Origin of the sequence: Mesorhizobium sp. M0058 (genome assembly GCF_040323095.1) — a bacterium.
Taxonomy (GTDB): Bacteria; Pseudomonadota; Alphaproteobacteria; order Rhizobiales; family Rhizobiaceae; genus Mesorhizobium.
In genome coordinates, this window is the sequence record NZ_JAMYUQ010000009.1 from 223,333 (window position 1) to 242,014 (window position 18,682).

Below are 18,682 nucleotides of genomic sequence, written 5' to 3' on the forward strand. Positions count from 1 at the left end.
GCCGTGGCTGACATTCTGCGCAAGATCGAGGCCTACAAGCGCGACGAGATCGCGGCGGCGAAGGCGCGGATACCGTTGGCCGAGATCAAGGCGCGAGCCAAGGATGCCGACGCACCGCGTGGCTTTCGGAGGGCGCTTGAGGCGAAGCGCAGATCGGGCAGCTTCGGCCTGATCGCCGAGATCAAAAAGGCAAGCCCATCCAAAGGCTTGATCCGTGCCGATTTCGACCCGCCCGCACTGGCGCAGGCCTATGAGAAAGGCGGTGCCGCCTGTCTTTCGGTGCTGACCGATGCGCCATCCTTCCAGGGCGCGCCGGAATTTCTCACCAATGCACGGAAGGCAGTGTCCCTGCCCGCGCTGCGCAAGGATTTCCTGTTCGACCCTTACCAGGTCTACGAGGCTCGCGCATGGGGCGCCGATGCCATCCTGATCATCATGGCCAGCGTCGATGATGCCTTGGCGAGCGAATTGGAAGCGACCGCGTTCGAACTCGGCATGGACGCGCTGATCGAGGTGCATGACGAGGCCGAGACGCAGCGCGCGGTAAAACTCTCGTCGCAGCTGATCGGCATCAACAACCGCAATCTCAGAACATTCGAGACCAGCCTCGAGACCTCGGAACGGCTGGCATCGATGGTGCCGGGCGGCCGATTGCTGGTCAGCGAGAGCGGAATTTTCACCCACGACGATTGCTTCAGGATGCAAAAGACCGGCATCAGCACCTTCCTCGTCGGCGAGAGCCTGATGCGGCAAGAGGATGTCGCTGCGGCAACGCGGCTGCTTTTGACAGGCAAGGCGAAAGCAGAGGCCATCTGAGGATGGCAGCCGCCCTCACCCATCTCGGCGCCAAGGGCGAGGCCAACATGGTCGATGTCGGCGAGAAGGCGGAGACGACGCGCACGGCGGTCGCCGAGGGCTTTGTCTCGATGCGGGCCGAAACCCTGAAGATGATCCTCGACGGCGACGCCAAGAAGGGCGATGTGCTGGGTACCGCGCGCATTGCCGGCATCATGGCGGCCAAGAAGACGCATGAGCTGATTCCGCTCTGCCATCCGCTGCTTTTGACCAAGGTGTCGGTCGACATCGAACCGGACACCACGCTGCCCGGCCTTAGGGTCACCGCGCTCGCCCGCGTCACCGGCAAGACCGGGGTCGAGATGGAGGCGCTGACCGCGGCATCTGTCGCGTGCCTGACCATTTACGACATGGCCAAGGCGGTCGACCGCGCCATGGTGATTTCCGGTATACAGCTGGTGGAAAAGACCGGCGGCAAGTCCGGCGACTACAAGGCGGGTTCGTAAATGGCGCTGGTTCCGGTCGCCGAGGCGCTTCAACGCCTACTCGACGGCGCTGTGGCGTTGCCCGGTGAAAGGGTCGCGCTGGCGGATGCGGCCGGCCGGGTGCTGGCGGAGCCGGTCGTGGCGCTGCGTACCCAGCCGCCTTTCAATGCATCTGCCATGGACGGCTATGCCGCACGGGCGCAGGATGTGGCGTCGGCCCCGGCGCGGCTTTCGGTGATCGGAATGGCGCCCGCAGGGCGAGGCTTTGACGGCACAGTGGGTAAATCCGAGGCCGTGCGCGTCTTCACCGGCGCGCCGCTGCCTGAAGGCGCAGACACGATCGTCATCCAGGAAAATGTTCGCGATCTCGGCGGTGGCCGGATCGAGGTCACCGAACCGACGGCGAAGAACCGCAACATCCGCCGCCTTGGACTGGATTTTGCCCAAGGCGACGTGCTGCTGGAGAAAGGCCGCGTGCTCGATCCGGCTGCATTGTCGCTGGCGGCGTCGGCCAATCATCCCCGGTTGAACGTGGTGCAACGGCCGCTGGTCGCCATCATCGCCACCGGCGACGAATTGCTGCCACCGGGCAGCGAACCTGGCCCCGCCCAGATCATCTCGTCCAACGCCTATGGCGTCGCTGCTGTGGCGCAGTCGGTCGGCGCTCGCGCGCTCGATCTCGGTATAGCGGCCGATCGCAAGGAAGCGATCGCGGCGCTGGTGAAAAAGGCGGTCGATGCGAAAGCCGACGTCATCGTCACGCTCGGCGGCGCCTCGGTCGGCGACCATGATCTCGTTCATGACGTGCTGACCGGCGAAGGCATGAACCTCGACTTCTGGAAGCTCGCCATGCGCCCGGGCAAGCCGCTGATGTTCGGGCGGCTGGGCGATATCAGGTGCATCGGCCTGCCCGGCAATCCGGTGGCGAGCCTGGTCTGCTCGCAATTGTTCCTGAAGCCGCTATTGGCGCAGCTCGGCGGCCGTCCCCACCGGCAGGACATCCGCCAGGCTCAGCTTGGCGCCGCGATGCCGGCCAATGATCTAAGGCAAGACTATGTGCGCGCCGTGGTCCGGGAAGAAGCCGGCGCATTGGTGGCGACACCATTCGGCATCCAGGATTCCTCGATGCTGAGAATGCTGGCCGACGCCAACGGCCTGATCGTGCGCGAGCCCTTCGCTCCGGCGGCAGAAGCAGGCGCTGCTTGCAGCGTTCTGATGTTGCGCTGAAGGTCGCGGATCCAAGCCGTTAATTCCAAGAGATAAGACTGGTTGTTACTCCGCCAGCAATGTCCGCGTCAGCGGATGTGTCGGATCGGCAAGCCCGTCGACGATGCTGAAATGATGCCGGTCCGGCTCGACCACTGTGCTGGTCGTGGCGCCGAGGCCGATCCAGATGTTGGCAAGCAGCGCATTCTGGCGCAGGAACTCCGCCCGCTCGCCGCCGCCGGCCCAGCAGGTGATGCGCGCGCCCTGCATGGGGCGCAGCAGAACCGGGCTTTCGGCCAGTGCTTCCGCTTCATCGATGGCCAGTGTCGCGTTCATCCCCGTCCGCATGATTGGCCGCAGGTCATGGACGCCGGAGATCGAGACGACATTGCGCACGCGGCCCGCCACATCGGCGGCCAGGGGTGTCGTTGTCGTCACCATCCTGGAGGCGAGATGGCCGCCGGCGGAATGCCCGGTCAGGATCACCGGCCCGCCGACCATCGTCGCCGCCTTGCCGATCGCCGCCGCGATTTCCCTAACGATGCCGGAAATGCGTATGTCGGGACAAAGCGTGTAAGTCGGCATTGCCACGGCAAAGCCATTGGCAACCGCGCCGTTGGCCAGATGCGACCATGGCTTGTTGTCGAACGCCTTCCAGTAACCGCCATGGATGAAGACGACGAGCCCTTTGGGCATGACATCGGGAAGGAACAGATCGAGCCTGTTGCGCGGGCTGTCGCCATAGGCGATGTCGAGCTTGGCCCGACCGGACGCCGACATTGTGTCGCGAAAAGCCTGTGCCGGTGTGTCCCACGCGGCCGGCCAGCGATTGCTGCCGGCAATGTTGTCGCCGTTGGCGTAGGCATTGTCCCAATCGGCAACACGATGTTGGAGCATCTGCATCCCTCCCGGATGGCTTCAGTTCAGTCGACAGGAATGGCCGCCGAACAGGGCGGCGTCAATGCTGCGACCTAAAAACATTTTAGGCTTGAAACAAATTTCGACTGGTGCGATCCGGCGCCTTGTTCAGCCATGGGCGCGAGGCAGACAGGGGCAGCCGAAAATGCTTGGGCCATCAGCGCATATCGACACATTCACGCGCGACAACCTGCCGCCGCCGGAGCAATGGCCGGAGTTTTTGCTCGACGGCTTCGACTATCCCGACCACATAAATGCCGGCGTCGAATTGACCGACAGGCTGGTCGAAAAAGGGTTCGGCGACCACACCGCGCTGATCGGCAATGGCCGCCGCCGCACCTACAAGGAACTGTCCGACTGGACCAACAGGCTCGCCCATGCCCTGGTCGAGAATTATGGCGTCAAGCCGGGCAACCGGGTGCTGATCCGCTCGGCCAACAACCCGGCCATGGTCGCCTGTTGGCTGGCCGCCACCAAGGTTGGCGCGGTGGTCGTCAACACCATGCCGATGCTGCGCGCCGGCGAACTCGCCAAGATCGTCGACAAGGCGGAAATCACGGTTGCGCTTTGCGATACAAGGCTGATGGACGAGATGACCGCCTGCGCCAAGGGCAGTGCGTATCTCAAGCAGGTCATTGGCTTCGACGGCACGGCCAACCATGACGCGGAACTCGACCGCGCCGCCCTCGACAAGCCGGTCACCTTCACTGCCGTCAACACCGGCCGCGACGATGTCGCCCTGCTCGGCTTCACCTCCGGCACCACCGGCGTGCCGAAGGCGACGATGCATTTCCACCGCGACCTGCTGATCGTCGCCGACGCCTATGCCCGCGAAATCCTGGAGGTGACGCCCGACGACATCTTCGTCGGCTCCCCGCCCCTTGCCTTTACCTTCGGTCTTGGCGGGCTCGCCATCTTCCCGCTGCGTTTCGGCGCCGCGGCGACGTTGCTGGAACAGGCGACGCCACCCAACATGATCCACATCATCGAGACCTACAAAGCGACCATTTCCTTCACCGCTCCAACCGCCTATCGGGCCATGCTCAAGGCCATGGATCAAGGCGCTGACCTGTCCTCGCTGCGCGTCGCGGTTTCGGCGGGCGAGACGCTGCCGGCGCCTGTCTTCGAGGAATGGACTGAGAAGACCGGCAAGCCGATCCTCGATGGGATCGGCGCCACCGAGATGCTGCATATCTTCATCTCCAACCGCTTCGACGACATGAAGCCGGCCTCCACAGGCAAACCCGTCGGCGGCTATCAGGCACGCATCGTCGATGACGAGATGCGGGAGTTGCCGCGCGGCTCTACTGGCCGGCTGGCGGTGCGCGGCCCGACCGGCTGCCGCTACATGGCCGATGCCAGGCAAAAGGACTATGTCCGCGACGGCTGGAATCTCACCGGCGATACGTTCACGCAGGACGAGGATGGCTTCTTCCACTTCGCCGCGCGTTCCGACGACATGATCGTCAGCGCCGGCTACAACATCGCCGGCCCCGAGGTCGAAGCGGCGCTGCTCTCGCATCCCGACGTCGCCGAATGCGCGGTGACCGGCGCCGAGGACGGTGAACGCGGCCAGATCGTCGAGGCGCATATCGTGCTTGTGCAAGGTGTTTCGCCGGACGCATTGACCGTCAAACGCCTGCAGGACCACGTCAAGGCAACGATCGCGCCCTACAAATATCCGCGTTCGGTGAAGTTCATCGACGCCTTGCCCAAAACCCAGACCGGCAAGATCCAGCGCTTCCGGTTGCGCGCGGAGAAGAGCAATTGATTAAGCCGCACGATCCGGCGTCCGATGGCGCGCAGATGTCGTTCAAGGAGCGGATGTCCTACAGCGACTATCTGCAGCTGGACAAGGTGCTCGATGCGCAGGCGCCGCTGTCTTCGGCCCATGACGAGATGCTGTTCATCATCCAGCATCAGACATCGGAATTGTGGATGAAGCTCGCTTTACACGAGATCGGCGCCGCGATCCGCTCTATCCGCGCCGACCGCCTCGAACCGAGCTTCAAGATGCTGTCTCGCGTCGCGCGCATCTTCGAGCAGCTCAACAATGCCTGGGACGTGCTGCGCACGATGACGCCAAGCGAATACACCGAGTTTCGCGACGCGCTCGGCCAATCCTCGGGCTTCCAGTCGTGGCAGTACCGCGCTATCGAGTTCATGGCCGGCAACCGCAACCTTGCCATGCTCGGGCCGCACAAGCACCGGCCCGACCTTACGGACAGGCTGGAAGCCATCCTGGCCACGCCGTCGCTCTATGATGAGGCGCTTCTGCTTTTGGCGCGCAATGGCTTCGACATCGGCGCCGACGCCAGTCGCACGGACTGGCGCGAGACGCGCGTCGAGAACGAAGAAGTGCTGGCTGCCTGGCAAACCGTCTACCGCGACCCGCAGCGCTACTGGATGCTCTACGAACTGGCCGAGAAGCTGGTCGACTTCGAGGATTATTTCCGCCGCTGGCGCTTCAACCACGTCACCACGGTCGAGCGCATCATCGGCTTGAAGCGCGGCACGGGCGGCACCTCAGGCGCCTCCTATCTGAAGAAGATGCTGGAGGTCGTGCTGTTTCCGGAGCTCTGGACGGTCCGCACCCGGCTCTAGAGCATTTCACCGTTTAACGGAAACGGCGAAATGCTCTAGCTCTTTGATTGACGCAATTTCGGACGGAAAACCGCTTCACACTTTTCCTGAAATTGCTCTAGTTTCTCACGTAACCGCGGTCTTCACCGCGAAGCGGGCGTCCTGCCAGGCGCCGGTGCGCAAAATATCCTCCAGCGCTTCGACCGCCTGCCAGACATCGCCATAACCGACATAGAGCGGCGTGAAGCCGAAACGGATGGTCGACGGCGCCCGAAAATCGCCGATCACGCCGCGCTCGATCAGCGCCCGCATCACCTGGTAGCCATGCGGGTGGAGGAACGACACCTGGCTGCCGCGCTGGCTGCCGTCGCGCGGGCTTTCGAGTTCAAGGCCGTAGGCGCCGCATCTGGCTTCGACGAGCTGGATAAACAGGTCGGTCAGTGCGATGCTTTTTCTGCGCACCGCCGCCATGTCGACGTCGTTCCAGATATCGAGCGCGCCCTTGAGCGCCCGCATCGACAGCACCGGCTGCGTTCCGCACAGGAAGCGGCGGATGCCGCTGCCGACGGCAAAGCCCTGCTCGAAGGCAAAGGGCCGCGCATGGCCCCACCAGCCGCTGAGCGGCTGCCTGATATCACCATGGTGGCGCTCGGCCGCGTAGATGAAGGCCGGCGAGCCCGGGCCGCCATTGAGGTATTTGTAGGTGCAGCCGACAGCGAAATCGGCATTGGCACGGTCGAGTTCGACCGGCAAGGCGCCGGCGGTGTGGCAGAGATCCCAGATGATCAGCGCGCCGGCGTCATGTGCCTTGCGCGTCAGCGCCGGCATGTCGCGCAACTGGCCGGATTTGTAGTTGACGTGGTTGACCAGGATGACGGCAACGCTGTCGTCGATCAGCTCCTCGATTGCGGCCGCGTCGACGCCCTCCAGCCGCAGCCGCGTTCTCGGCCGGGTGGAGGCGACGCCTTCGGCCATGTAGAGGTCGGTCGGGAAACTGTCGCCCTCGGCAACGATGACCGACCGATCCGGCCGCATGCCGAGCGCTGCGTGCAGCAGCTTGTAGATGTTGATCGAGGTTGTGTCGCAGACCACCGTCTGCCCGTCAGCCGCGCCGATCAGTCGTCCGAGCTGATCTCCCAGTTCCACTGGCATGTTGAACCAGCCAGCCGTGTTCCAGGCGCGAATGAGGTCGTGCGCCCATTCCTGCGTGGCGGCCTGCTGCAATTCGCTGAAGACGGCTGGTGACGCGGCACCCAGGGAATTGCCGTCGAGATAAATCACGCCTTGCGGCAAGACAAAGCGTTCGCGCATGGAGCGCAGCGGATCGGCGGCATCCATTGCTTCGATTGCAGCGAGATCGGGTGTCATCATGATTCGGCGCCCCTCCATGGACAAACGCGCGCGGCGGAGCCTGCCCGCCCAAACATGCCGGCGATCTTGAGGGGTCGCCCTTGAACTGTCAAACATTATATATAATTCACCCATTGAAAGGCTTTGATATATAATGCTCAGCCGAGCGTTTATGTCTGATGGATCACGATGCTGGATGACGAGCAGACCTCGAAGACGGAAGTGGCCTATCGCCTGCTCAGGCGCGATATTCTTGCGACCCGGCTGGCGCCTGCCGCGCCGTTGAAGCTGAGCACGCTGCGCAACACCTACGGCATCGGCTGGACGCCGTTGCGCGAGGCGCTGTCGCGGCTGGAGGCGGAACGGCTTGTGACCGCCATCAGCAACCGCGGGTTTGCGGTCGCTCCCGCCTCTCGGGCGGAGCTCGAGGATTTGGCGCGTGCGCGGCTGGTGGTCGAACTGCCCCTGCTGGTGGAATCGATCGAGAAGGGCGACCGTGAGTGGGAAGACGCGGTCGTTGCCGCCCACTATCGTCTCTCACGGTGCGGGTCTGTTCTCGACGATCCATCGGATGATGCGGTCGACGCGTGGTACGAAAAACACGATGCCTTCCATGCGGCGCTGCTCAGTGCCGCGACATCCAGCTGGCTGCTGCGCTTCAATGCGACGATTTCCGACCAATTGCATCGCCATCACCGCTTTCTGGGTCTGGTCCCGACGCTGCGCGCCGCCGCCGGCCGCACGGATGGACACCGGAAGGCCGTGGCGGCCCTGCGCGACGCCGTGGCGATCGAACACCATACCGCCCTGATGGAAGCGGCCCTCGATCGCGACGTCGAACGTGCGAAAACTCTGATGACCGCTCACATCGGCTACACGCTGCAGGTCTATGCCCAGAGCGAACCCGGCGCGGATGCTGCGCAGCCCCGTCCGAAAAGGAAGCGGCGGTCGTAGCCGACGCGCAGGGCACTTTGGCTTCGTTTCACCCGTTGCCGGCAAATGGGCGCAGGCGGCGCCCGCAGCGCCGAACGTTACGCTGAACAAAACGTCAACACATTCATTAAACTTTAAAAGGTTGCGGAACACAACTGGAACAGATAGTGTTTGTTCTGGGTTTGTTTTTTCTGATTCTGATTTCAGAACCCTTGGGGGCCGCGATGCTGACGCGCAAACAACATGAGCTTCTGATGTTCATCCATGAACGCCTGAAGGAGAGCGGAATCCCGCCGTCCTTCGACGAGATGAAGGAAGCGCTCGACCTCGCCTCCAAGTCCGGCATCCACCGCCTGATCACGGCGCTTGAGGAGCGCGGTTTCATTCGCCGGCTGCCGAACCGGGCGCGCGCGCTGGAAGTGCTGCGGCTGCCCGACTCGATCGCACCAGGCCTCAATGCGGCGAGGAAGTTTTCGCCGAGCGTGATTCAGGGCAGTCTTGGTCAAACCGGCCAAGGGCAAGGCGGCCAAGGACAAGGCGCGATGGGCCAAGGCGGTCTCGGCCGCCAGATCAAGCCGGGCTCGCCGTCGCGTTCGATGTCGGCCGGCAATGACGATGCCGTTTCCGCGATTTCAATCCCGGTTATGGGACGCATCGCCGCCGGCGTGCCGATCGACGCCATCCAGCATCAGACCCATTCGATCTCGGTGCCGCCCGATATGATCATGGGCGGCGAACACTACGCGCTCGAGGTCAAGGGCGATTCGATGATCGAGGCCGGCATTTTCGATGGCGACACGGTCATCATCCGCAATGCCGACACAGCCAGCCCCGGCGAGATCGTGGTGGCGTTGGTCGACGATGAGGAAGCGACCCTGAAACGCTTCCGCCGCAAGGGCGCCTCGATCGCCCTGGAAGCCGCCAACCCGGCCTACGAGACCCGCATTTTTGGACCGGACAGGGTGAAGGTGCAGGGCAAGCTTGTCGGATTGATCCGGCGCTACTGAGCCGGCTTGGGTTTGTACTTTTCACGCTGGTTGTAAGGCGGCAGGCCGCGCGCTTCGCGGGAGAAGCGGCGTTGCTCGTGCCAGGGGCGATACGGCTTGTCGACGGCGAAGCGGATGGTTGGCGCTGCAGCTGCCGATTGCGGATCGAAGAAGACGGCGGCGCTGCCGTCGCGGGCCAGCTGTTTCTTCGTCACGACCAGCACCAGCGGGTCGCGGCACGGATTGTAGGCGGTGGCGTCATCGATGACGATCAGGCTCGCGAAGGCACAGGCCGGCCGCGCCGTCTTGCGGTCTTTCGCAAGCGCCACAATGGCTCCGGAAGGGTGCCGGGCGATACAGAGATCGCCGGTGCAATAGAAGGGCGAGCCGGGCGGCAGATCGAGCGGATCGAGATCGAACCGCGTATCTGTTGCCTCGAAAATCTCAGGTGGGATAATGGTTTCGGCCCGCAGCGCCCGTTTCCAATTGTCCGTGGTGAATTCGTTGGAGCGTTCGCGGTTGAGGGCGAGTTCGCCGCCACCGATCGGCATGGCCACCAGATGCGCATCCTCGGATATGAGCACGTCGGGCGTAAGCACCTGCGGCACCGTCAACAGGCCGGCCAGCGCGAAAGGCACGGCCGCCAACCTGAGCCAGGTGGTGGCCATGGTGGCGATGACGAGGGCGACCGCCACCAACAGCACCGAGCGGATGGAGATCAGCCCGACGGCGTCGACCGGCGAGCGCTCGGAAATCCAGGCCGATATAGCGATCATCGCCATCAGACCCTTGCCCATCACATAGAGGAACGGCCCGTCGGCGCCGAACGGCATCGCCAGTGCGCTGAGCACGGCAAAAGGCATGACGATCAACGAAACAATCGGCATCACGGCCAGATTGGCGATCAGGCTGAGCGGCGACACACGCTGAAAATGCCAGATGGCGAACAGCAAGGTTGCACTGCCGGCGATGATCGAGGTCATGGCGAGGCTGCCCATGGCCAGCGCGAATTTTCGCGACAGGAAGCCGACGAAGGAGCGCTTTGCCGGCGGCGTTCTCACCTTGTCGGCGCGGTAATCGGCCCAGCCGGCATAGGCGCCGACAAGGGCGGCGGTGGCAGCAAACGACATCTGGAAGCTGGGACCGACCACCTCGTGCGGCGACACCAGGATGACGGCAATGGCGGAGATCGCCAGATTGCGCATGGTGAGTGCGGCGCGATCAAACAGCACGGCGACAAGCATGACCGCCAGCATGATGAAGCTGCGCTCGGCGGCAACCACGACGCCTGAAATGACGAGATAGGCGGCGATGGAGACGAGTGCTGCCACTGCTGCATATTTCTTGACTGGGCGGCGCGAAGAGAAATCGGGAAACAGCGCAAAGGCGCCACGCAGCAACACCATGATGGTGCCGGCAACCAGCGCCATGTGCAGGCCGGAGATGGAGATGATGTGGTAGATGCCGGTGCGCCGCATCGCTTCGTTGACCTCGTCCGGGATGCCGGCGCGCACCCCGACAATCAACGCCGCGGCAATCTCGCCTTCGGCGCCGCCGATTTTGCCCCTGATATGGTCGGCAATGTTTTCGCGCGCGTTCTCGATTGCCGAGGAGAGCCGCGCGGTCAGCGGCGGCGGTCCCTGCGTAGCAATGGTTTTCGGATTGCCGAGAAAGAAGCCGCTGCCGCCGATACCGGTGAAATAGCTGTCGAAGGAGAAATCGTAGCTCTCCGGCCGCACCGGACCGGTCGGCGGCAACAGCCTGGCATAGCCGGTGATCAGGGAGCCGGCGGTCATATCGGCGGGAACGGTCCGCGCCGAGAGCCTGACCCGCTCCGGGGCGTAGCGCAGCTCGGGGTAAGCGGTCGAAACCACATCGAGCGTCAGCCTGATGCGGCCGCTTTCCATCTGTTCGAGACTGACGACGCGGCCGGTCAGCCGTGTCTGAATCTCGGAGCCGAGCATCTGCGTTCCGGCGCGCCAAGTCTCGACTTTGGCGGCGACGACGCCGAGCGCGCACAGCATCGCGGCCATGCAGAACAGATGCGTCCTCGGCCGCGATCGCGTGGCGAGGGCGCAACATGTCGCCAGCACCACAATGGCGATTGGCTGCGCAAAGCCGGGCTCGCCGGCCAGCGAGAAATAAATGATGACGCCGGCCGCCAGGAAAACCGGCACCAGCAGGAAGGCGACGCCCCGGTCGAGCTCCGTGTTGGCGGCCACGGCAAGGCTGCGGCGGAGCGCGGGCCATGACGGACGGCGAAGCCGTCTGCGCAGACGGGCGATAGATCCGGGCGCTGTGACTTGCGCCGGCAACGCGTGACCGGGCAGCGCAGGCGCGACGCCGGGATGCGGCTCAGGCAGCGCGAGGGGCAGCGGCTCGGCATAGGGACTATCGGCAAACAGCGAGCGTTCGCTGACGCTTGCCTCGGCGCCTTCGCCTTCCTTCGTGCCCCGGCCACGTCCAGCCATCGGGTCTGCCCCTTGCGCCCCAGACCCCTATGCTACATGAACGCGCAAAGCGCGAAAGTCCGCGTGATCACGTCCACCGCGCCGGAATCGACCATCACCTGGCAAGGACGCTCAATCCTCAATCATATCCTGGCCCTCCGCTCTCACGCGAGCAAGCCCATCGTGCATTGCCTTCAATTGTTCCGGTGTATGACCCTGCCATTCACCGAGTTCACCCTGGATGAGCAACGGATCACGGGAGCGGTAGGATTTCGTCGGATTACCGGGAAATTTTTTGTCGGTCAGGTTAGGGTCATCCATAAAAAACCCCGTCGGCTTTACGATGTAAATCCTTTGACGACCGTCACCCGTTGCAAGCTCTGCTCCCCAGATGGCGGCTTCCAGTGTCTGGGTGAAATAGATCCATGACAGTGGTTTACCTCTGAAATTGGAAGGGTGGCCGACGCTCAGCAGATCCCCGGGTTTCAAATCCGCCCGGGTACCATGGTAGAACGGATCACCCTCCGTATGGTCGGCGTTTTCGGTCATCGGTAGTCCTTCTTTCAATCATGCCTCCTTCGTGGCGAGACCGGCCTGCACACAGTTGCGGTGTTCACGATAATGATTGCAGAAAGGTCAATATGCGTGACCAAGCCAACGCTGTCACGGCGGCGTTGTAGTCGGGCAGTGCCGCATCCGTGAAGAAATGTCCGCTCGTCAGAGGGGGCTACCACCGTCGCAGCGATGTTCCAGGCACTGTGACGGACGCTGCAGCCGAATGAAACCCAGACATTGACGCTGCTGCCAAACGAGGTTGCGCGGAGGGTGCGAACAGATTTTGTGCTACAAGGCTCCAGCGCCAGTTGACGCAACCGATAATTGCCGACGTGCCCCGGCCACGTCCAGCCATCGGGTCTGCCCCTTGCGCCCCAGACCCCCTATGCTACATGAACGCGCAAAGCGCGAAAGTCCGCGCGATCACGCTCGCTTTCCAAGGTTCCGAGAGTTCCATGTCCGACACGGTCGTCACCCGTTTTGCCCCCTCGCCCACCGGCTATCTGCATATCGGCGGCGCGCGCACGGCGCTGTTCAACTGGCTGTACGCCAAGCACACCGGCGGCACGATGGTGCTGCGCATCGAGGACACCGACCGCGAACGCTTCAACGAGGCGGCGACACAGGCCATTCTGGATGGGCTGACCTGGCTCGGCCTTTCCTGGGACGGTGAGGCCATATCGCAGTTCGAGCGCGCGCCGCGCCACCGTGAGGTGGCCGAGGAGCTGGTGCGCCTGGGCAAGGCCTATTACAGCTACGAGACGCCTGCCGAGCTCGAGGCGATGCGCGAGGCCGCACGCGCCAAGGATCTGCCGCCGCGCTACAACGGCCAGTGGCGCGATCGTGCCCCCTCGGAGGCGCCTCCCGGCGTCAAGGGCGCCATCCGCATCAAGGCGCCGACCGAGGGCGAAACCGTGGTGCACGACCGTGTGCAGGGCGAGGTGCGCTTCCCCAACAAGGACCTCGACGATTTCATCATTCTGCGCTCGGACGGCAATCCGACCTACATGCATGCCGTCGTCGTCGACGACCATGACATGGGCGTCACCCACATCATCCGTGGCGACGACCATCTGACCAACGCCGCGCGCCAGACGGTGATCTACAACGCCATGGGCTGGGACGTCCCGTCGATGTCGCATATCCCGCTGATCCACGGCGCCGACGGCGCCAAGCTGTCGAAGCGGCACGGCGCACTGGGTGTCGAGGCTTATCGCGCCATGGGCTATCTGCCCGAGGCACTGCTCAACTATCTGGCAAGGCTCGGCTGGAGCCATGGCGACGACGAGATCATGTCGATCAAGGACATGATTTCGTGGTTCGACATCGGCGATGTCAACAAGGGTGCGGCGCGCTTCGACTTCGCCAAGCTCGAGTCGATCAACGGCGCGCATATGCGCAAGATGGCCGATGCCGAGCTGTTCGACATTTTCGTCGCCACTCTGCCATACCTCGAAGGCGGATCTGCTATCGCCGCCCGTCTCGACGACACCAGGAAGGCGCAGTTGCTGGCCGCCTTGCCGGGCCTGAAAGAGCGCGCCAAGACGCTGGTGGAACTGGCCAATGGCGCGGCCTTCCTGTTCGTCGAGCGGCCGCTGCCGATCGACGAGAAGGCGGCAGCACTGCTCAGTGCCGACGCGCGCGCGATCCTGCGCGGCGCACATGCCGCTTTGCAGACTGTTTCGGGCGATTGGTCGGCTGCCGCGGCTGAAGCCGCGGTGCGCGAGTTCGCAGCGGCCGGCGGCCACAAGCTCGGCGCCGTGGCCCAACCGCTCCGGGCGGCCCTTACCGGCCGTAGCACCTCGCCCGGCGTGTTCGACGTGCTTGCCGTGCTTGGCCGCGAGGAAAGCCTGGCGCGGATTGCGGATCAAATCGATTAGGAGCGAGCTGGCCCAAAAAGATTGGCATTGAAAGGCGGGTTTCGCAGTGCAACATTAGGCCTTGGCCCAATCTGGCACGCACCTCCTAAAATGCGGTGGCGAGTTCGCGCATTCCGGTGATTTCGACGTGTCGTTTGCAGGAATTGCCTTGCCGGCATGAGGAACATGAAGGAGTTTGAGAATGAGCGAAGCTGCGACAAGACTGGAAACCGGCAGCAAGACGACGCACCCGTCGACTGCCACGCTCGAACTGGCCGGCAAGACGCATGAATTCAAGGTGCGAAGCGGCTCGGTCGGGCCCGACGTCATCGACATCGGTGCGCTCTACAACACCACCGGCGCCTTCACCTACGATCCCGGCTTCACCTCGACGGCGAGCTGCGAGTCGGCGATAACCTTCATCGACGGCGATGCCGGCATCCTGCTTCACCGCGGCTACCCCATCGACCAGCTGGCCGAGCATGGCGACTTCCTCGAAGTCTGCTACCTCCTGCTCTACGGCGAACTGCCGACCAAGGCGCAGAAGGACGATTTCGACTACCGGGTAACGCGCCACACCATGGTGCACGAGCAGATGTCGCGCTTCTTCACCGGCTTTCGCCGCGACGCGCATCCGATGGCTGTGATGTGCGGCGTGGTCGGCGCGCTGTCGGCCTTCTATCACGACTCCACCGACATTTCGGACCCGTATCAGCGCATGGTCGCCTCGATGCGGCTGATTGCCAAGATGCCGACGATTGCGGCCATGGCCTACAAATACCATATCGGCCAGCCCTTCATTTACCCGAAGAACGAGCTGAACTTCGCCGCCAACTTCCTGCATATGTGCTTTGCGGTGCCGTGCGAGGAATACAAGATCAATCCGGTGCTGGCGCGCGCCATGGAGCGCATCTTCATCCTGCATGCCGACCACGAGCAGAACGCCTCGACCTCGACCGTGCGGCTTGCAGGCTCGTCGGGCGCCAATCCGTTCGCCTGCATCGCCGCCGGCATCGCTTGCCTGTGGGGCCCGGCGCATGGCGGCGCCAACGAGGCCGCGCTCAACATGCTGGGAGAAATCGGCCATGTCGACCACATCCCGGAATTCATCGCCCGCGCCAAGGACAAGAACGATCCGTTCCGGCTGATGGGCTTCGGCCATCGCGTCTACAAGAACTACGATCCTCGTGCGAAAATCATGCAGAAGACGGCGCATGAGGTGCTCGGCGAACTCGGCATCAAGGACGATCCGCTGCTCGACATCGCCATGGAGCTGGAAAAGATCGCGCTGACCGATTCCTACTTCATCGAAAAGAAGCTCTATCCGAACGTCGATTTCTATTCCGGCATCACGCTGAAGGCGCTGGGCTTCCCCACCACCATGTTCACCGTGCTGTTCGCGGTCGCGCGCACCGTCGGCTGGATCGCGCAGTGGAAGGAAATGATCGAGGACCCGCACCAGAAGATCGGCCGCCCGCGCCAGCTCTATACCGGCGCCCCGGAACGCGACTACGTGCCGATTGCGAAAAGGTGAAAGAGAGTGAATGGTGAATGGTAAGTAGTGAATAGCAAGTAGTAAGTAGCAGGTAGTAAGTAGCAGGTAGTAAGTAGCAGCTTGATTATAGTCGAGAGTGCGTTAATCCTATTCACTATTCACTATTCACTCGCTAAGCCCTATTCGCTCTCCCGATGTGGCGAAGAACGACATCGGCGGCGATGTCGCCGGAGGGCCTGTCGGTGGCCATGCGTCTGGCAACCTCGCCAAAGCCGTCCTTTTGCCAGGCGCGGTAGGCGGTGTCTGAGAACAGTGCCTCGAGCTGCCGCGCCAGATAGTGCGGCCGCACATACTGGTTGTAGCTTTCCGGCACGACCGGCCGGTCGGCAATAAGGTTGGGCAAGGCAGCGCTCCACACCGTGATCAGGCTCTGCGCCATCAGCATGATCGGATCGAACTTGTAGCAAGAGATCATCGGGACACCCGACATCGCCAGTTCCAGTGACACCGTTCCAGACGCGATCAGCGCCGCATCGGCCTTGCCGAAGGCCTGCCACTTGCGCTCGGGATCGAGGATGACTTCCGGCTCCTGATCCCAGCGCGCCACCGATGTTTTGACCAGTTCGGCGACATGCGGCACCGTCGGCAGCAACAGCCGCAGCCGGTGGCCACGCGCGCGCAGCGCCGACACCGTCTCGCCGAACGGACCGATAAGCCGGCTCACCTCGCCGCGCCGCGACCCTGGCAGGACGAGCAGCGTCTTGATGTGATCGGCAGAGAGATCGCGCGGCTGGGCTTGCGCCCTGGCCGCGCCCAGCACGCCTGGATCATGCGTGAGGCGATGTCCGACGTAAGTGCCGGGCGGGCCGCCGAGACGGCTGAGCTCCTTTACCTCGAAAGGCAGGATGCACAGTATGTGGTCGACATAGGGCTTCATCGCGGCCGCCCTACCCGGCCGCCACGCCCAGACGCTCGGGCAGACATAATGGACGGTCGGGATTGACGGATCGGCGGCGCGGACCTTTTTGGCGACGCGCAGCGAGAAATCAGGGCTGTCGATGGTGATCAGACAGTCGGGTTTTTCGGCGGCGACAGCACTTGCCGTCTGGCTGATCCGCCGCATCAGGCGCGGCAAGTCACGCAGGATGGCGCTGAGCCCCATCAGCGCGATCTCGGCGCCATCGAACAGCGGCGCCAGTCCGAGCGCCTGCAGATGCCGCCCGCCAATGCCGACGAGTTGCACCTCGCGCCCGGTCATGCGCTTCAGCGCCTGCACGATGTCGGCGCCCAGCAGGTCGCCGGATTCTTCGCCGGCGACGATGGCAATCTTCAGCGGCTTCTCAGCTGCCATGGACAGCCCCCGCAGCCGGCAGGCCGAACACGAACAGGCCGAGCGCATTGGCGTGCGCGACAACGGCGGGGCCTTCGAGGATGAGCGAACGGCCGGCTTCGACGGCAATGCCGGCGAGCCCCGCGGCATGCGCCGCCTCGACGGTCTGGGGGCCAATAGATGGCAGATCGGCACGCAATTCCTGGCCAGGCTTGGCGCATTTGACCAGGACACCGCGCGTCTTGCCGGCCAGCCTGCCATGGCCGCGCAACTGCTGCGTCCGCTCGAGCAGTCCGTGGGTGCCCTCGACGCCTTCCAGGGCAACAGTGCGGCCACCGATGGCAATTGCCGCCTGGCCAATGTCGAGCGCGCCGATGGCCTTTGCCGCCGCGTGTGCCGCCTCGATATCGCGCCAGTCGGACTTTCGCGGCACTGCTTTGGTCAGCGGCCCTTCGGCCGCGACGAGCCGGGGCACGACTTCATGCGCACCGACGACCTTGACGCCCCGTGCCTCCAGGCCGCGGGTCAATATCTTCAACAGCCCGTCATCGCCGCGGGCAAGCGCCATGGCGAGCGAGGGTATAAGTGCCAGTAGCCCAAGGTTCGGACGCATGTCGACCAACCGCGGCCTGCGCCTGATCTCGCCGGCAAGCACAAGATGGGTGATCCGCCGGCGCCTCAGCAACGCAACCAGCGAGCCGATGTCTTCCAGCGCAAGGCTTTCACGCTCATAGATTGTGAGGTCGGACTGACGGTCGGCCTGACCTTCGACCAGGATGATGACAGGCCGATGTCCGGCCTCCGCCAGGCCGGCGGCAACTTCGACCGGCAAGCTACCGCCGCCGGCAATGATGCCGACCCTGGCGTCCGGCGCAAGTTCGAGGCCCGCTGAAGTGGCCTCAGCCTTCGTCATCGGCATCGTCGCCGTCGCCACCCTTAAGCGACGGGACGGCAAAATGCCGCTTGCCGCGACTGGTGATGAAATCGATGATTTTCATGGCCGTCGGCGACGACGCAAACTCGGCCTTGGCGAATTCGATGTTCTCGCCGACAGTGCGGGAGCGGTCGAAGATGGTCTTGTAAGCCTTGCGCAGCAGGTAGATTTCTGCGCGCGGCAACCCGGCGCGCTTCAGGCCAATGATGTTGAGTCCACGCAGGCTGGCGCGATTGCCCACCGCAATGGCGTAGGGAATGACATCGCCGACAAAAGCCGAGCAGCCGCCGAGAAAGGCGTTGTCACCAACACGCACGAACTGATGAACGGCGCTGAGGCCGCCGATATAAACGCTGTCACCGACCTCGCAATGGCCGCCCAGGGTCGCGCCATTGGCGAAGGTGGCGTTTTTACCGACGACGCAATCATGGGCAATGTGGGCATAGGCAAGGAAATTGCCGTTGTCGCCGACGGTCGTCTCGCCGCGGCTGGAATCGGTGCCGAGATGCATGGTCACGCCTTCGCGGATCGTGCAGTTCTGGCCGATGACCAAAGTGGTGCGGCCGCCCTTGTGCTTGGTGTTCTGCGGCGGTCCGCCCAGTGTCGCCATTGGATAGACCTTGGTCGCGGCGCCAATGGTTGTCGCGCCCAGCACCGAGACATGGCTGACCAGTTCGACGCGGTCACCGATCACGGCGTCAGCGCCGACATAGCAGAAAGGTCCTATTGCGGCGCCTTCGCCGATCTGCGCGCCGGCCTCGATGACGGCCGAGGGGTGGATTGAAGTCTGTATTTTCATGAGC

At 63.6% G+C, this 18,682-nt stretch carries 16 protein-coding genes; 9 read left to right on the plus strand and 7 right to left on the minus strand.

Annotation, left to right across the window (positions count from 1 at the left end):
- Window positions 1–3: 3 nt before the first annotated feature.
- Genes trpC through NKJ75_RS17665 form a run of 3 tightly spaced genes read left to right on the plus strand, consistent with a single transcriptional unit; the run spans window position 4 to window position 2,507 of the window.
- Window positions 4–816: an indole-3-glycerol phosphate synthase TrpC gene (gene trpC, locus NKJ75_RS17655; RefSeq protein WP_023684711.1), complete on the plus strand. Its 813-nt coding sequence runs from the start codon at window positions 4–6 to the stop codon at window positions 814–816.
- A 2-nt stretch (window positions 817–818) separates the two neighbouring features.
- Window positions 819–1,301 (plus strand): cyclic pyranopterin monophosphate synthase MoaC, encoded by a 483-nt coding sequence (moaC, locus tag NKJ75_RS17660; protein ID WP_023671048.1) that lies wholly within the window; start codon window positions 819–821, stop codon window positions 1,299–1,301.
- Entirely contained in the window at window positions 1,302–2,507 is a 1,206-nt protein-coding gene (locus NKJ75_RS17665; protein WP_023671047.1) for a molybdopterin molybdotransferase MoeA, read from the plus strand.
- 45 nt (window positions 2,508–2,552) lie between these two features.
- Here the strand turns inward: NKJ75_RS17665 and NKJ75_RS17670 are convergent, their stop codons facing one another.
- Window positions 2,553–3,389: a hormone-sensitive lipase gene (locus tag NKJ75_RS17670; protein ID WP_502882147.1), complete on the minus strand. Its 837-nt coding sequence runs from the start codon at window positions 3,387–3,389 to the stop codon at window positions 2,553–2,555.
- 160 nt (window positions 3,390–3,549) lie between these two features.
- Here NKJ75_RS17670 and NKJ75_RS17675 point away from each other — a divergent pair, with 160 nt between their 5' ends.
- Both NKJ75_RS17675 and kynA read left to right on the plus strand, forming a co-directional pair.
- Window positions 3,550–5,175 (plus strand): AMP-binding protein, encoded by a 1,626-nt coding sequence (locus NKJ75_RS17675; protein ID WP_023671045.1) that lies wholly within the window; start codon window positions 3,550–3,552, stop codon window positions 5,173–5,175.
- Window positions 5,172–6,008, plus strand: a complete 837-nt coding sequence (kynA, locus tag NKJ75_RS17680; RefSeq protein ID WP_027049448.1) for a tryptophan 2,3-dioxygenase — start codon at window positions 5,172–5,174, stop codon at window positions 6,006–6,008. Before NKJ75_RS17675 ends, kynA begins: the two co-directional genes overlap by 4 nt.
- 105 nt (window positions 6,009–6,113) lie before the next feature.
- Here the strand turns inward: kynA and kynU are convergent, their stop codons facing one another.
- A complete protein-coding gene (gene kynU, locus NKJ75_RS17685; RefSeq protein WP_502903881.1) occupies window positions 6,114–7,358 on the minus strand; it encodes a kynureninase in 1,245 nt (414 codons plus the stop codon).
- A gap of 168 nt (window positions 7,359–7,526) precedes the next feature.
- Between kynU and NKJ75_RS17690 the strand changes: the two genes are divergently transcribed.
- Together NKJ75_RS17690 and lexA are read left to right on the plus strand one after the other, a co-directional pair.
- Window positions 7,527–8,291, plus strand: coding sequence for a GntR family transcriptional regulator (locus NKJ75_RS17690; RefSeq protein ID WP_023671042.1), 765 nt, complete (start codon window positions 7,527–7,529; stop codon window positions 8,289–8,291).
- Between the two features lie 203 nt (window positions 8,292–8,494).
- Window positions 8,495–9,277, plus strand: a complete 783-nt coding sequence (lexA, locus tag NKJ75_RS17695; protein ID WP_023724387.1) for a transcriptional repressor LexA — start codon at window positions 8,495–8,497, stop codon at window positions 9,275–9,277.
- Here the strand turns inward: lexA and NKJ75_RS17700 are convergent.
- A complete protein-coding gene (locus NKJ75_RS17700) occupies window positions 9,271–11,727 on the minus strand; it encodes a ComEC/Rec2 family competence protein (protein ID WP_352499996.1) in 2,457 nt (818 codons plus the stop codon). The genes lexA and NKJ75_RS17700 overlap by 7 nt on opposite strands.
- 111 nt (window positions 11,728–11,838) lie before the next feature.
- The gene (gene arr / locus NKJ75_RS17705) at window positions 11,839–12,255 is read right to left on the minus strand and encodes an NAD(+)--rifampin ADP-ribosyltransferase (RefSeq protein ID WP_023745107.1); all 417 of its coding nucleotides are present in this window, start codon (window positions 12,253–12,255) and stop codon (window positions 11,839–11,841) included.
- Between the two features lie 461 nt (window positions 12,256–12,716).
- Here arr and gltX point away from each other — a divergent pair, with 461 nt between their 5' ends.
- Entirely contained in the window at window positions 12,717–14,141 is a 1,425-nt protein-coding gene (gene gltX, locus NKJ75_RS17710) for a glutamate--tRNA ligase (RefSeq protein ID WP_023745108.1), read from the plus strand.
- A 181-nt stretch (window positions 14,142–14,322) separates the two neighbouring features.
- On the plus strand, window positions 14,323–15,654 hold the full coding sequence (gene gltA / locus NKJ75_RS17715; protein WP_023671037.1) for a citrate synthase: 1,332 nt from the start codon (window positions 14,323–14,325) through the stop codon (window positions 15,652–15,654).
- Window positions 15,655–15,787: 133 nt separating this feature from the next.
- Here the strand turns inward: gltA and lpxB are convergent, their stop codons facing one another.
- Genes lpxB through lpxA form a run of 3 tightly spaced genes read right to left on the minus strand, consistent with a single transcriptional unit; the run spans window position 15,788 to window position 18,678 of the window.
- The gene (gene lpxB / locus NKJ75_RS17720) at window positions 15,788–16,966 is read right to left on the minus strand and encodes a lipid-A-disaccharide synthase (RefSeq protein ID WP_352499997.1); all 1,179 of its coding nucleotides are present in this window, start codon (window positions 16,964–16,966) and stop codon (window positions 15,788–15,790) included.
- Window positions 16,956–17,858: an LpxI family protein gene (locus NKJ75_RS17725; RefSeq protein ID WP_352499998.1), complete on the minus strand. Its 903-nt coding sequence runs from the start codon at window positions 17,856–17,858 to the stop codon at window positions 16,956–16,958. Before NKJ75_RS17725 ends, lpxB begins: the two co-directional genes overlap by 11 nt.
- Window positions 17,845–18,678 carry an acyl-ACP--UDP-N-acetylglucosamine O-acyltransferase gene (gene lpxA / locus NKJ75_RS17730; protein ID WP_023706235.1) on the minus strand — a complete coding sequence of 278 codons (834 nt, stop codon included), beginning with the start codon at window positions 18,676–18,678 and terminating at the stop codon, window positions 17,845–17,847. Before lpxA ends, NKJ75_RS17725 begins: the two co-directional genes overlap by 14 nt.
- Window positions 18,679–18,682 lie beyond the last annotated feature (4 nt).